The sequence below is a fragment of the Actinomycetospora sp. C-140 genome (genome assembly GCF_054796175.1).
On sequence record NZ_JBTWNF010000031.1, the window covers coordinates 25,233 to 39,046 of the forward strand.

General features: G+C 74.1%; 10 protein-coding genes. 2 read left to right on the forward strand and 8 right to left on the reverse strand.

The features are described from left to right. Positions 1–38: 38 nt before the first annotated feature. Genes ACR9E3_RS31820 through ACR9E3_RS31830 form a run of 3 tightly spaced genes read right to left on the reverse strand, consistent with a single transcriptional unit; the run spans position 39 to position 2,761 of the window. Positions 39–1,322, reverse strand: coding sequence for an aspartate aminotransferase family protein (locus ACR9E3_RS31820; RefSeq protein WP_460385041.1), 1,284 nt, complete (start codon positions 1,320–1,322; stop codon positions 39–41). Between the two features lie 3 nt (positions 1,323–1,325). Continuing rightward, positions 1,326–1,586: a hypothetical protein gene (locus ACR9E3_RS31825; protein ID WP_460385042.1), complete on the reverse strand. Its 261-nt coding sequence runs from the start codon at positions 1,584–1,586 to the stop codon at positions 1,326–1,328. 47 nt (positions 1,587–1,633) lie between these two features. Next, positions 1,634–2,761, reverse strand: a complete 1,128-nt coding sequence (locus ACR9E3_RS31830) for a sodium:calcium antiporter (RefSeq protein WP_460385043.1) — start codon at positions 2,759–2,761, stop codon at positions 1,634–1,636. A gap of 175 nt (positions 2,762–2,936) precedes the next feature. Between ACR9E3_RS31830 and ACR9E3_RS31835 the strand changes: the two genes are divergently transcribed. Next, the gene (locus tag ACR9E3_RS31835) at positions 2,937–4,301 is read left to right on the forward strand and encodes a M20/M25/M40 family metallo-hydrolase (RefSeq protein ID WP_460385045.1); all 1,365 of its coding nucleotides are present in this window, start codon (positions 2,937–2,939) and stop codon (positions 4,299–4,301) included. A gap of 1,230 nt (positions 4,302–5,531) precedes the next feature. After that, a complete protein-coding gene (locus tag ACR9E3_RS31840) occupies positions 5,532–6,848 on the forward strand; it encodes a hypothetical protein (RefSeq protein WP_460385046.1) in 1,317 nt (438 codons plus the stop codon). Here the strand turns inward: ACR9E3_RS31840 and ACR9E3_RS31845 are convergent. Genes ACR9E3_RS31845 through ACR9E3_RS31865 form a run of 5 tightly spaced genes read right to left on the reverse strand, consistent with a single transcriptional unit; the run spans position 6,845 to position 13,760 of the window. Beyond that, entirely contained in the window at positions 6,845–8,425 is a 1,581-nt protein-coding gene (locus tag ACR9E3_RS31845; RefSeq protein ID WP_460385047.1) for a long-chain-fatty-acid--CoA ligase, read from the reverse strand. The genes ACR9E3_RS31840 and ACR9E3_RS31845 overlap by 4 nt on opposite strands. Continuing rightward, a complete protein-coding gene (locus tag ACR9E3_RS31850; protein WP_460385049.1) occupies positions 8,422–10,194 on the reverse strand; it encodes an acyclic terpene utilization AtuA family protein in 1,773 nt (590 codons plus the stop codon). Before ACR9E3_RS31850 ends, ACR9E3_RS31845 begins: the two co-directional genes overlap by 4 nt. After that, positions 10,191–10,997: a TIGR03084 family metal-binding protein gene (locus ACR9E3_RS31855; protein ID WP_460385050.1), complete on the reverse strand. Its 807-nt coding sequence runs from the start codon at positions 10,995–10,997 to the stop codon at positions 10,191–10,193. Before ACR9E3_RS31855 ends, ACR9E3_RS31850 begins: the two co-directional genes overlap by 4 nt. 1 nt (position 10,998) lies before the next feature. Next, positions 10,999–11,760: an enoyl-CoA hydratase/isomerase family protein gene (locus tag ACR9E3_RS31860; protein WP_460385051.1), complete on the reverse strand. Its 762-nt coding sequence runs from the start codon at positions 11,758–11,760 to the stop codon at positions 10,999–11,001. Next, positions 11,757–13,760 (reverse strand): acetyl/propionyl/methylcrotonyl-CoA carboxylase subunit alpha, encoded by a 2,004-nt coding sequence (locus ACR9E3_RS31865; RefSeq protein WP_460385052.1) that lies wholly within the window; start codon positions 13,758–13,760, stop codon positions 11,757–11,759. The genes ACR9E3_RS31860 and ACR9E3_RS31865 overlap by 4 nt, the downstream gene beginning before the upstream one ends. Between the last annotated feature and the right edge of the window lie 54 nt (positions 13,761–13,814).

The window sequence follows — 13,814 nt, forward strand, 5'->3', positions numbered from 1 at the left end:
GCTCCTGATCTCCGGGTGAGTCCTCCAGGACGCCGGTCTCAGTGCTTCGTCACCGCGCGCAGGGCGTCGCCGAGCACGTCGAGGCCGAGGTGCAGGTCGTCGTCGGAGATCGTCAGCGGCGGGGCGATGCGCACGATCCCGCCCAGTCCGCGCAGCTGGACGATGTTGACGTGCAGGCCGCGGCGGCGGCAGTCCTCGGTGAGCTCGCCGATCAGCTCGACGGCCGGGGTGCGGCTCTCTTTGTCGGTCACCAGCTCCACGCCCTGGAGCAGGCCGCGGCCGCGCACGTCGCCGATCTCCTCCACCTCGTCCCGCAGGGCCAGCAACCGGGCCCGCATCTGCTCGCCGAGCACGCGGGCGCGCTCGGCGAGCCCGTCGCGGGTCACCACGCGCAGCACCGTGTGGGCCACGGACGCCGCGAGCGGGTCGGAGACGTGGGTCGTGTAGAAGAGGAAGCCCCGCTCGTGGCAGACCTGCTCGATCTCGGGCGACGTGACGACGGCGGCGACGGGCAGTCCGGCGCCGAGGGTCTTCGACAGCGTGAGGATGTCCGGCGCGACGCCGTCGCGTTCGAACGCGTACATCGTGCCGGTGCGCCCGACACCGGTCTGGGCCTCGTCGGCGATCAGCAGCATGCCGCGCTCGGCGCACTTCGCCCGCAGCCGCGCGAGGTAGCCCGGCGGCAGCTCGATGATCCCGCCCGAGGACAGGATCGGCTCGACGAGACAGGCCGCGAGGCTGCCCGTCGACTGCCGGTCGACGAGGTCGAAGCCGTGCTCGAGCTCGGTCTCCCAGTCGTGGCTGCCGTCGGGGCGGCGGAACGGCGAGCGGTACGCGTCGGGCGTGGGCAGCGCGAGGTTGCCGGGGATGGTCGGGCCGTAGCCGCGACGGCCCGCCGAGAACGTCGCCGCGGCCGCGCCGAACGTCATGCCGTGCCACGAGCGGTCGAACGAGACGATCTCGTAGCTGCCCGTCGCGAGCTTGGCCATCTTCAGCGCGGCCTCGTTCGACTCCGCGCCGGTGCTGACCAGCAGGACCTTGGACAGCGGCGCCGGGAGCGTGCCGGCCAGGGCGGCGGCGAACTCCAGCAGCGGCGGGCTGAGCATGCCGCTGTGGAGGTGGTCGAGCGTCGCCGCCGCCCGGGACACGGTCTCGACGATCTCCGGGTGGCCGTGGCCGAGGACGGCGCTCATCTGGCCGGACGTGAAGTCCACCAGCTCGAGGCCGCCGCGCGTGACCACCCGCGAGCCCTCCGCCCGCTCGACGAGGTCCGGCGCGAACGGGACCCCGTAGCGGACGAGGTGCTCGGTGGGCTCGCTCACGGGTCAGCCGTCGTCGTCACCGTCGTTGTCCGGCTGGGCCGGCTGCGCGGGCTGGGCCGGCTGCTGCTGGACCTGGCCCGGCGCGGGCTGCTGCCCCTGGCCCGGGACACCCGGTGCCGGCGCCATCTGGCTCACCGAGGGCGGCGCGGCGGGCCCGTCGTCATCGTCGCCGCCGCCGGTGACGTCGCGGTAGGTGAACACGAGCACGAGGCCGATGATCGCGGCCACGACCGCCACCCCGGCTCCGATGCGGTCCTTGGTCATCACGGCATGACGCCCTTTCTCCAGGGTTCGGGTTGCTCGGGGTCGGCTCAGTCGTCGAGGGGGACGCCGCCGAAGGACACCAGGCTGGTGATGAAGTAGATGACGTAGAGGCCGAGCAGGACGATCCCGTGCCAGCGCAGGAGCCGGCCGCTCGAGATGAACAGCGCGGCGATCAACGTCATGACGATGAGCGCCGGCAGGTGCCAGACCAGCACGGACTGGTCGACGGTGATGGCCCCGCCGACGAGCAGGATGATGCCGAGCTTGCCGGTCACGGAGAACACGACGCTGCCGACGACGTTCGCCATGGCGATCTCCGGCGCGCCGCGGCGCTGCGGCTCGGCGGTGAGGAAGATGTCCTCCAGCGAGAGCGCGAGCGTCGCGATGGTGACGCCGAAGACGGTGCCGTCGATCGCGAACTCGTCGAGGATGCCCTCGGTGCCCTGCCCGGCGACCACGGCGCCGACCACGAGACCGACCAGGGCGATGACCGCGAACAGGATGGTCACGCCCGGCGACTGGGCGCGGGCCTTGAGGAAGCCCTGGTCGACCTTCAGGTCCTCCGGCAGGTCGAAGCCTTGGTGCCCGCCGCCGGTGCTCGACGGTGCGTCGTCACCGCTGCCGCCGTCGCCGCCGCCCCCGGTCAGGGTCGCGGTGGCGGTCCCGCCGCCGGTGGGGGCGCCGACCTTGATGTCGTCGATCTGCTCGTAGAGCTCGGCGTTGCGCCAGACCGGGCGCCGCGACGAGTACTCGCGGTAGGCGATCCAGCCGACGAAGGCGATGAACAGCACCAGCAGGACGACGCCGGTGAGGATCGTGAGCACGCCGGCGAGCGCGAGCGCGTACATCACCACCGGCGCGGCGACGAACAGGACGAGGTAGCTCGTCGGCACGTCCACCGGCGTCGGTGCGACGATCGCGGCGATGGCGAGCACCACGCCGGTCATGGCGACGGTGGTGCCGATGACCGTGCCGAGGGCGACGTTGCTGAGGTCCTCGAGGTTCAGCACGATCCCGAACGCGAGGTCGTCGAACTCGATGCCGGTGAAGACCACGGCGATGAGGAACAGCGAGATCGCCCAGCGGCTCGCGACCCCGACCAGATAACCGATGAGCTTCTCCGCGCTGTACACGAGCACGGCGATGCCCAGCACGAATTCGAGGACGGGGATCACAGGCCACTCCCGGTTACGCCGATGTCAGAAGAGATCGCGTCGGCGACGATGGTGATCGGGACCACCCGAACGCGCAACAGGTCGACCCTGGTCCATCCTTCGCCCGGGCGAAACTGTCCGTTCGGACCGTGACGATCACGGGCTCGACGGGGCAGGCGAATCTAGGCTGGCGGCCATGTCCTCCCTCCCGGAACCGCCCGCCGACCTGCGCGCCGCGGTGGACGCGGTGCTCCCCGGCGCCCGCACCGACCTCGAGGCGCTGGTGCGCATCCCGAGCATCTGGGCCGACCCGGCGCACGCCGACGACACCCGGCGCAGCGCCGACGCCGTCGCGACGCTGGCGCGGGAGGCCGGCGCGGCGCGGGTCGACGTCCTCGCGGCCGAGGGCGGGGCACCGGCGGTGGTCGCGCACTGGCCCGCGCCCGACGGTGCGCCCACAGTGATGCTCTACGCCCACCACGACGTCCAGCCGACCGGTGGCGACGAGCTGTGGACGACGGCGCCGTTCGAGCCGGACGAGCGCGACGGCCGCCTCTACGGGCGCGGCGCCGCCGACGACAAGGCCGGCGTGATGACCCACCTCGCCACGCTGCGCGCGTTCGGGGGGAAGCCGCCGGTCGGCATCGTGCTGTTCGTCGAGGGCGAGGAGGAGTCCGGCTCCCCGACGCTGTCGGCGCTGCTCGCCGAGCACGGCGCGTCGCTGGCCGCGGACGTCATCGTCATCGCCGACGCCGCGAACGCCGCGGTCGACGTCCCCGCGCTCACCACGAGCCTGCGCGGCCTGGCCAACATCGTCGTCGAGGTCTCGATGCTCGAGCGCGCGGTGCACTCGGGCATGTGGGGCGGCCCGGCCGGCGACGCCCTCACCGCGCTGTGCCGCCTGCTCGCGACCCTGCACGACGACAAGGGCTCGGTCGCGGTGCCCGGGCTCGTCGAGGGCTCCTCCGACGCCCCGGACACCGAGGAGGACGACTTCCGCGGCGACGCCGGCCTGCTCGACGGCGTCGAGCTGCTCGGCACCGGCACGATCCCGGAGCGTCTCGCCCACAAGCCGGCGATCGCCGTCCTCGGCATCGACGCGCCGGCGGTGGACGGCTCGGCGAACGTGCTGCTGCCCCGCGCCCGCGCGATGGTCAGCGTCCGGCTCGCGCCGGGCGACGACGCCGGGCGGGCCGTGGAGGCCGTCACCGAGCACCTGCGCCGCCACGTGCCGTGGGGCGCGCACCTCGCGGTGTCGACGAAGGCGGCCGCGGAGCCGTTCGCGCTCGAGCCCACCGGAGACGTCTACGACCTCGCCCGCGACGCCCTGGCCGCGGCGTTCGGCAACGACGTCGTGGAGATGGGGATGGGCGGGTCGATCCCGTTCATCGCCGAGTTCGCGCGGACCTTCCCCGGGGCGAGCGTCATGGTGACGGGGGTCGGGGACCCGGCAAGTCGCTGGCACGGGGTGGACGAGAGCCTGCACCTGGGGATGTTCGGACGCTGCGTGCTCGCCGAGACCATGCTGCTGCATACGCTGGCTGGGGCCGCGACGCGATGATCTGGACGATGCCGACGAGCAGCACGATGATCGTCAGCAGCCGCTCCGCGGCGGGCAGGGGCCGGAACCAGCCGTAGACCTGCGTGGCCACGGCGACCACCTGCGCGCCGAGCGGCAGGGCGATCGCCCCCCAGCCGGTGATCTCGCGGGGCGGCCGGGCCCCCGCGGGCAGCCGGGTCGCGCCGACGGCGAACGCGAGCGCGCCGGCGCTCCACAGGAAGTCGTAGGGCCCGTCGTGGGACACGACGTCGGCGGCGGTGAGGCTGTAGGCGGCGTCGGCGACGGTCAGGCAGATCAGCCCGGTGCTCACCCACGGCCAGCTGCCCGCCAGGCGCCACGACATCAGCGGGAGCGTGCCGAGCATCGCGCCGAGCAGCAGCACGTCGCCGAGGGGGTAGGCGACGGTCACGACCTTGCCCAGGGTGTCGATGGGCGCGGCCTGGAGCACCGGCACGATCACGACGAGGACGCCGGGCGTCGCGACGACGAGCACGAGGATGAAGCCGTCGAGCCAGCGGTGCCACGGGATGCCGCCGTCCACCCGCGCCCGGATCATCATCACGAGGCCGGCCATGAACAGCGGGTAGGTGGCGAGGTAGAGCGGGTCGGTGGGGTTCGGCGTCGGCACGACGCCGCCGTCGGCGTAGAGCACGCTCCACGTGACCTCGGCGAGGCCGAACAGCAGCAGCGCGGCGCTGAAGCACCACCACGCCGCTCGGGCCGCGCCCGTGCGCCGGCGGGCGCCCCGCACGCAGACCGCGGCCGAGGCGAGGATGAGCGAGCTGTGCAGCCAGTCGTCGACGATCGGCAGGTCGGCCGGGTGGGGCCCGGAGACGATCTGGTGGGTGGCCTCGACGACGAGCCCGAGCGCGAGGACGCCGATGACGACGCGGTGCGCGGCGGCGCCCTCGGTGCGGGCGCGGAGGCGGGCGAACCTGGCCGTGGGTGCCATGCGACCGCCCCTCCCGTGTCGTCAGGGGACCACGGTGACGGGCCGGCAGCCCTCGCGCACCGGCCGAACGGTCAGCGCGCCGCGTCCGCCGTTGGCCGGATCGCCCGACGGGCCCGCGCCCGTGCTCCGGACGGACCGTCCGATTGCTCGCCATCTCAGTGGTCGACGCACCCGAACGCGCGAGCGGTAACGCCCGCGCCGAGGGGGCCGATGGCAGGGCACATCGCGCCCGACGCACCCCGGAGTCGGCGCGACCGAGCCCAGGAGGACCACGCGCCGTGGCCACCAGACCACCCGCCCCCCGCCGCCGTCGCGCGCTCTGCCTCGCCTCCCTCTCCGGAGCCGCCGCCGTCGCCCTGGCGATCCTCTCGATCACGTCCGCCCCCCTCGCCGGCGCCGCGCCCGGTGCCGCCCCGGCCAAGCCGAGGACGACCACGACCACGACCACCACCGCCGCGACGACGACCACGACGTCGCCCCCGAACGGGGCCCGCGACCCGCTGCGGCAGCCGTTCGCCTCCACCAGCCCGTGGAACATGCCGCTGGGCAGCGGCGCGGTGTACGTCCCGGCGAACCTTCCCGCCATCCCCGGCAACGACACGACGGCACGGGTCCCGCAGATCGACGACGAGCCGATCGTGCTCGCGCCGACCGCACCGCTGACCCAGGTCCTGGCCAGCAACGGCGGCTGGGGTGGCAACCGCTGCAAGACGCAGAAGACGGTGCTCGCCACCGTGCCGATCCCGGCGGGCTACGTGCTGCCGAACGACAACCGCAACCAGAGCGCCTCCTTCCTCCTGCCCGACGGCCGCACCATCGTGTCGACCCAGCCACTCGCCCGGTGCACCGCGGGCGGCCCGGCCAGCAGCTACGTCCGCTACCCCGACCAGGACATCTACGGCGACGGGATCCAGGGTGCCCACGGCGGGTCGGGCCTGAGCGGTCTCGGCGGGTCGATCAGGGTCGGCGAACTCCGTCCCGGGGACCAGGGGCCCCGGCACGTCCTGAAGATGAACCTCTACGCCCGCTCCGAGCTGGCCCAGTGCAGCACCTCGACCCAGTGCTTCCGGTGGCCCGCGGTCAAGGCCGACGGCTACGCCGTGGGCTGGTACGGGTCCGTCGGTGGCAACACCAACGGCGCCATGCGGATGGGCTCGCTGCTCGCGATCCCGCCGTCGGTCGACCTGTCGTCGCTGGCCCTCGAGACCGACCCGGGCCGCCAGATCGCGTGGACGCTGCAGAACTACGGCGCCTACGTCGTCGACGACACCTACGGCCCGTCGTTCGCGATCGAGGCCGAGCACGGGCCCGGTGGCAACGTCCGCACCCAGTTCCGCAGCGACTACGGCCTGGACTTCGAGGTCTACGCCAACGCGCCGAACGCCTGGAGCCGGGACCTGCAGCGCATCCGGACAGCGCTCTCCGCGGTCGACAACAACGGCCCGTCGAGCATCGGTGGGGGCGGCACGCCGCGGCAGCCGCTCCTGCCCGACCTCGTCGCACCGTCGTCGGCCCCGGCGAACGCCGACCCGGCGACCACCGTGGAGACCGCTCCCGGCCCGGCCACGTCGCGCCCGGCGGTCCCGGCGCGTTAAGCGCCGTCGTAGTGACCGGCGTAGCGCTCGCGCAGCACGTTCTTCTGGATCTTGCCGGTGGAGGTGCGGGGGAGCTCGTCGACGACGATCACCGACTTCGGCAGCTTGTAGCGGTCGAGCCGCCCGCCCAGCTCCTTCACGAGCGTCTCGGGGTCGACGTCGGCCCCGGCCGCCGGCACGACCACCGCGGTGATCGCCTCGCTCCACCGCTCGTGGGGCAGGCCCAGGACCGCGACCTCGCCGACGACCGGGTCGGCGTAGAGCGCGCGCTCGACCTCGAGCGAGGCGACGTTCTCGCCGCCGGTCTTGATGACGTCCTTCGACCGGTCGGTGAACCAGAGGATGCCGTCGTCGTCGACCCGGCCGATGTCGCCGGAGTGGAACCAGCCGTGGGCGAAGACCTCCGCGGTGGCCTCCGGCTTGTGCAGGTAGCCGGTCATCGTGTGCGGGCCGCGGTAGACGATCTCGCCCTCCTCGCCGTGGGGGAGGAGCTCGCCGTCCGGACCCATGATCGCCATCTGGACGTTGACCACCGGCGTGCCGACGGCTCCGGGGTGCGTGAGCTGGTGCTCGGGGCGGAACAGGGTGGCGGTCGGGCTCATCTCGGTCTGGCCGAACAGCAGGTAGAAGTCGCAGCCGAACGCCTCGATGGCGCGCCGGACCTGCGCCTCGGGCATGGGTGCCATCGCGTAGCACGCCCGGCGCAGGCTGGAGACGTCGCGCGTGGCGAGGTCGGGGTGGTCGAGCATCGCCCGGTACATCATCGGCAGCCCGAAGATCTGGGTGATGCGCTCGCGCTCGATCATCGCGAGCAGCGTCGCCGGGTCGAAGGCGCGCAGGACGTGGATGGTCGCGCCGACCATGACCGCGGGCGTGCAGTGCGTGTTGAGCTGCGCGGTGTGGAACATCGGCAGCATCGCGACGAAGCGGTCGTCCTCGCCGAACTTCGCCTCGAGCGCCATCGTGATCGACTCGAGGTAGATCGCGAGGTGGTTGCCGATCACGCCCTTCGGTGCCGACGTCGTGCCGCTGGTGTAGAGGTACGTGATCGGGTCGCGGTCGCCGACGAGGACCTCCGGCTCGCCGTCGTCGGCGTCCAGCACGTCCTCGAGGAGCAGGCGACCGTCCGCCGGGGCGCCCGTCCCCGGCGCGACGATCACGTCGGTGACGCCGGGGGACTGCTCGACGGCGGACGCGAGCGCGTCCACCAGCTGCGACTCCACCACGATCCCGCGGGCCCCGGAGTCCTGCAGGACGTAGGCGACCTCGTCGGACCGCCACCCGAGGTTCACCGGCACGCAGACGACGCCGAGCTTGGCGCACGCGTAGTACGTGGCGAGGAACTCGGCGCTGTTGCCCGCCGCGAGGGCCAGGGCGTCGCCGCGGCCGTACCCCCGGCCCGCGAGGCCCCGGGCGAGGCGGTTCACCCACGCGTTCACCGCCGCGTAGGTCCAGCTCCGCTCCCCGTCGACGATCGCCGTCCGGTCGGGGTGCCGCGACGCGGTGCGGGTCAGCGAGTCGCCGACGTTGACGCGGTGGACGAGGTTCTCGGCGATCTCGGGGGCCAGCGGCGTCATCGTCTGCTCCGGGTGGGAAGGAGGTCCTCCGGGATGTCGACGACCCGGGAGCGGAGGTACTCGCCGAGGCCTTTGGCCTGGGGGTCCGGGCGGGTGGCGGACGCGACGCCCTCGCCGAGGATCCCGACGACCACGACGTTGACCGCCCGCAGGTTGGGCAGCGCGTGGACCTGCACGGGCAGGTCCCGGGCCTCGGGCAGCAGCGCCCGCACCCGGTCCGGGGTGACGAAGGAGCGGAGCCAGGCGTACTCCGCGTCGGTGCGGGTCCAGAGCCCGACGTTGGCGTTGCCGCCCTTGTCCCCGGAACGGGCGGCCGCGACCGCGCCGAGCGGGGCGCGGCGGGTGGGGCCGTCCGGAGCCGGCGCCGGGGACGCCGTCGGCGCGGGGGCGCCGGCCGCCACGGCCGGCGGGGTGGGGTCGATCCTGACGACGGTGCCGTCGGGCCGCGTCACGCGGTGCTCGACCTCGGTGGCCGGGACCAGGGTGGGCCAGTAGACGCCGAACGCGCTCGCGTCCGAGGGCGGGGTGGTGGTGTGGAAGCCGGGATAGCCGCCGAGCGCCAGCTCCATCGTGGTGTTGGAGAACGCGCGCCCGACCTTGGCCTTGTCGGGATCCTTGACGGTGATCTTGAGGTGCGCGGTGGCCTGCTCGTTGCCGGGGGCGTCGGGGTGGTCGAAGCGCAGCAGGCGCACGTCGACCTCGGCGAAGCGGTCCTTGCCGCCGAGGAGCTCGAAGAGCTCCTGCTCGGCCCAGGCGGCCTTGCCCTCGATGTCGAGGCCGGTCAGCACCATGGTCATGGTGTTGCGGTAGCCGCCCTCGTGGTTCAGCGCGACCTTGAGCGTCTCCGGCGGCGCGCTGCCGCGGGTGCCCGCGATCCGCACCCGGTGCTCGCCGTCGGGGGTCAGGGTGAGGCTGTCGAAGTGCGCGACGGCGTCCGGGCCGGCGTAGGCGGGGTCGGCGATCTCGTAGAGCAGCTGCGCGGTGACGGTCCCGACCGAGACCAGCCCGCCGGTGCCCGGGTGCTTGGTGATCACGCTCGAGCCGTCGTCGGCGACCTCGGCGATCGGGAAACCGGGGTACCGGCGGTCGGTGACCTCGTCCATGAACGCGTAGTTGCCGCCCGTGGCCTGGGGGCCGCACTCGATGACGTGCCCGGCGGCCATCGCGCCCGCGATCGCGTGGAGGTCGGTGCGCGCCCAGCCGTGCCACCACGCCGCGGGCCCGACCACCACCGAGGCGTCGGTGACCCGCCCGGTGACCACGACGTCGGCGCCCGCGCCCAGGGCGTCGGCGATGCCGAAGCCCCCGAGGTAGGCGTTCGCGGTGACCGGCGAGACGGCGCTCTCGCCGAGCTTGCGGCCGGTGTCGAGGTGGGCGAGATCGTGGCCGGCGGCCTGCAGCGCGTCGAGGCGGTCGACGATGTCGTCGCCGTCGACGTGGGCGACCCGGGGATGCAGGCCGAGGCGCTCGGCCAGCGCGGTCACCTCGGTCGCGAGCCCGCCCGGGTTGAGCCCGCCGGCGTTGGCGACGATCCGGATGCCGCGGTCCAGGCAGGTGCCCAGGACCTCCTCGAGCTGGGCGAGGAACGTCTTCGCGTAGCCCGCCGACGGGTCCTTCCGCCGCGCCTTGTACAGGATCAGCATCGTCAGCTCGGCGAGGTAGTCGCCGGTCAGGACGTCGATCGGGCCGCCGTCGACCATCTCCCGGGCGGCGGCGAGACGGTCGCCGTAGAACCCGGAGCAGTTGCCGATGAGCACGGGCCGGGTCATGCGGGGCTCCCGTCGCGGGTGGAGGGGGCGCGGCCGTCGGCGGGGGCGCCGGCGAACGCCTGGGCGATGGACATCCACTCGGTCGCGACCGGACCGGTGACGCGCAGGCCCGTGTCGTCGCGGTGCCGACGCTGGGTGACGGCGAGGCAGAAGTCCAGGGCGGTGCCCTCGACGCGGTCGGCGGCGTCCTCGGGCCCCCAGGTCCAGCGGTCGCCCGAGGGGGCGTCCAGCGCGACCCGCACCGGCGCCTCGGGCACCGGGCGGCCGCGCAGCGCGAACGCGAAGCCGGCGGTCCGGACGCCGAGGTGGGCGATGTGGCGCAGCCGGTCGGTGGGCTCGCGGACGGCGCCGAGCGCGTCGGCGATGTCCTGTCCGTGGGCCCACGTCTCCATGAGCCGGGCGGTGGCCGACGACGCGGCGCTCATGTCGGGGCCGTACCAGGGCAGCCGCGTCGACGGGTCGAGACCCGAGAACACGGCGATGTAGCCGGCCCGCGCCCGCACGAGCCAGTCACGGACGGCGGCGGCGGGGAGGTGCGCGTGCTGCGCGGCGACCTGGTCGGGGAAGTCGTCGCCGAGCTCCCGGAGCTCGGCGGACTCGCGGCGGAACCGGTCGGGGTCGGCGGCCGCGAGCGTGGCGGTCTCGTCGAAGTAGGCGAGGTGGGTGAGCTGGTCGCGGATCGACCAGCCCTCGGCCGGCGTCGCCGCGCCGACGCCGTCGTCGTCGAGGGGCTCGACGAGCGCGAGCACGACGTCGGTCTCGGCCTGCAGGTCCGCGAGCAGCGCGGTCATGTCGACGGCCACGTCAGCGCCCCTGCCAGACGGGCGTGCGCTTCTCGGCGAAGGCGCTCGGCCCTTCCTGGGCGTCGGCCGAGAGGTAGACGGGCTCCCAGATCTCCTCGGCGCGGGCGTACGCCTCCTCGCGCGGGTGCGTCGCGGAGAGGTACGCGGTGCGCTTGCCGGCGAGCACCGACAGCGGGGCGTTGCCCGCGATGCGCTCGGCGAGCTGCTGGGTGTGGGCCGCGAGGTCGGCGCCGGGCACCACGTGGTTCACGAGCCCGGCCTCCCGGGCGCGCGGCGCGTCGAGCGGGTCGCCGGTGAGCAGCAGCTCCAGCGCGATCCGCGGCGGGACCAGCCACGACAGCGGCGCCGCCCACGGCGACCCCCGCCCCACCTTCACCTCGGTGATCGCGAACCGGGCGTGGTCGGCGGCGACGACGAGGTCGCACTGCTGGGCGAGCAGGAACCCCCCGGCGTAGGCGACGCCGTTGACCGCGGCGATCGTCGGCTTGGCGACGTCGACGTTGCGGCCGAACTGGGGCAGGAAGTCCGGCGGAGGGACCTGCAGCGCGCTCGCGGACATCTCCTTGAGGTCGCCGCCCGCGCAGAACGCCTTCTCTCCGGCGCCGGTGAGCACCAGGACCTTCGCCTCGGTGTCGGCGTTGAACCGGTGCACCCCGTCGAACAGCCCGTCGCGGACGTCCTTCGACAGCGCGTTGCGGGCCTCGGGCCGGTCGATGGTCAGCCAGGCCACGCCGCGCGTGACCTCGTAGCGGACGGCGCTCACGCGGTCTCCTCCTCGGGTTCGGTGATCACGGCGAGCACCTCGCCCGTGTCGACGGTGTCGCCGAGGGACACCAGCAGATCGGCGACCACGCCGTCCACCGGCGCCTTCACCTGGTGCTCCATCTTCATGGCCTCGAACACGAGCACGGTCGTGCCGGCGCTGACCGTCTGGCCCGTCTCGGCGAGGACGCGGACGACGGTGCCGGGCATCGGGGCGAACAGGGAGCCCGGCGCGGCCTCGGTGCCGGGGACCGGCAGCCGTTCGACGTCGACGAGGTCTCCTCCGCCGAGCGGGCTGTCGACGTACACGGCGGCGCCGACCCGGTGCAGCGTCACCGTGCGCCGGACGCCGTCGACCTCGAGGTCCACGGCGTCCGCGGTCGCGTCGTGGACGAGCAGCCCGGTCAGGGGCTCTCCGTCGACCGAGGCCCACCACCCGCGGCGTGTGCGGCGGTAGGCGACGACGACCTCCTGCTCGCCGAGCCGGAACGTCGCCACCTGGGGCGCGCTGACGACGTTGCGCCAGCCGCTGGGGACCGGGCGCTGCACGGGCGGGTCGGCGCGGCGCCCGGCCTGGTCGGCCAGCGCGGCGGCGACGGCGTGCACCCGGCGGCGGGTGGCGGCCACGTCGGCGGGTCCGGCGGCGAGCGCCGCGGGGTCGTGCCGCGTGAGGTAGCCGGTGTCGGTGCGCCCGGCGAGGAATTCCGGCTCGCGCAGGACGCCGACGAGCAGGTCGCGGTTGGTGACCAGCCCGTGCACCTCGGCCTCGGCCAGGGCCCGCGCCAGCCGCCGGGCGGCCTGGCCGCGCGTCGCGCCGTGCGCGATGACCTTCGCCAGCATCGGGTCGTAGTGGGTGCCGACCACCGAGCCGCTGCGCACCCCGGTGTCGACGCGCACGCCCGGGAGGTCGGGCACCGTGAAGCGGTGCAGCGTGCCGCTGCCCGGCCGGTAGTCGTGCGCCGGGTCCTCGGCGTAGAGCCGGGCCTCGATGGCGTGCCCGTGCAGCGACGCGCCCAGCACGTCGGCGGGCAGCGGGTCGCCTTCGGCGACCTGCAGCTGCAGGGCGACCAGGTCGAGCCCGGTGACCTCCTCGGTGACCGGGTGCTCGACCTGCAGGCGGGTGTTGACCTCGAGGAAGAAGAACTCCCCGTCCTGTCCCAGGACGAACTCGACCGTGCCCGCGCCGGTGTAGCCGATCGCCTTGCCCGCCGCGACGGCGGCGCTGCCGAGCTGGTCGCGCAGCGCGTCGTCGACGGCCGGCGACGGCGCCTCCTCGATGATCTTCTGGTAGCGGCGCTGGATGGAGCACTCGCGCTCGAAGAGGTGCACGACCGTGCCGTGGGTGTCGCCGAAGATCTGGACCTCGACGTGGCGCGGGTCCTCGACGAACCGTTCGAGGAACACGGTGCCGTCGCCGAACGCCGACGCCGCCTCCCGCCGCGCCCCGGCGACCGCGTCGGCGACCTCGCCGGCGTCGCGGACGATGCGCATCCCGCGCCCGCCGCCCCCGAACGCGGCCTTGACCAGCACCGGGAACCCGATGCCCTCGGCCATCTCCCGCAGGGCGTCGGCGGAGGGCTCGTCCCCGGCGTCCACGACGGCGCCGGGCAGCACCGGCACGCCGGCCCTCCCCATCAGCTCCTTCGCGGCGATCTTGGAGCCCATCGCCTCGATGGCCTCGACCGGCGGGCCGACGAAGCACAGGCCGGCCTCGGCGCACGCGCGCGCGAAGCCGGCGTTCTCCGAGAGGAAGCCGTAGCCGGGGTGGACGGCGTCGGCGCCGGTGGCCCGCGCCGCGGCGATGATCGCGTCGACCCGCAGGTAGGTGTCCGACGGCGCGGCGCCGGGCAGGTGCACGGCCTCGTCGGCCAGGGCGACGAAGGGCGCGTCGGCGTCGGGGTCGGAGAAGACCGCGACGGTGGCGACGTCGAGCGCGCGGGCGGACCGGATCACGCGCTCGGCGATCTCGCCGCGGTTGGCCACGAGCAGCTTGGTGATCATGGATGCCTTTCGGGGGTCGTGGGGGGGGGGGGCCCCCCCCCGGGAAAAACACGG

Coding starts and splice junctions, on each gene's coding strand:
- ACR9E3_RS31850 (WP_460385049.1), bottom strand. CDS start 10,194: ATGACCCGGCCCGTGCTCATCGGCAACTGCTCCGGGTTCTACGGCGAC.
- ACR9E3_RS31865 (WP_460385052.1), bottom strand. CDS start 13,760: ATGATCACCAAGCTGCTCGTGGCCAACCGCGGCGAGATCGCCGAGCGC.
- ACR9E3_RS31835 (WP_460385045.1), top strand. CDS start 2,937: ATGTCCTCCCTCCCGGAACCGCCCGCCGACCTGCGCGCCGCGGTGGAC.
- ACR9E3_RS31825 (WP_460385042.1), bottom strand. CDS start 1,586: ATGACCAAGGACCGCATCGGAGCCGGGGTGGCGGTCGTGGCCGCGATC.
- ACR9E3_RS31845 (WP_460385047.1), bottom strand. CDS start 8,425: ATGACGCCGCTGGCCCCCGAGATCGCCGAGAACCTCGTCCACCGCGTC.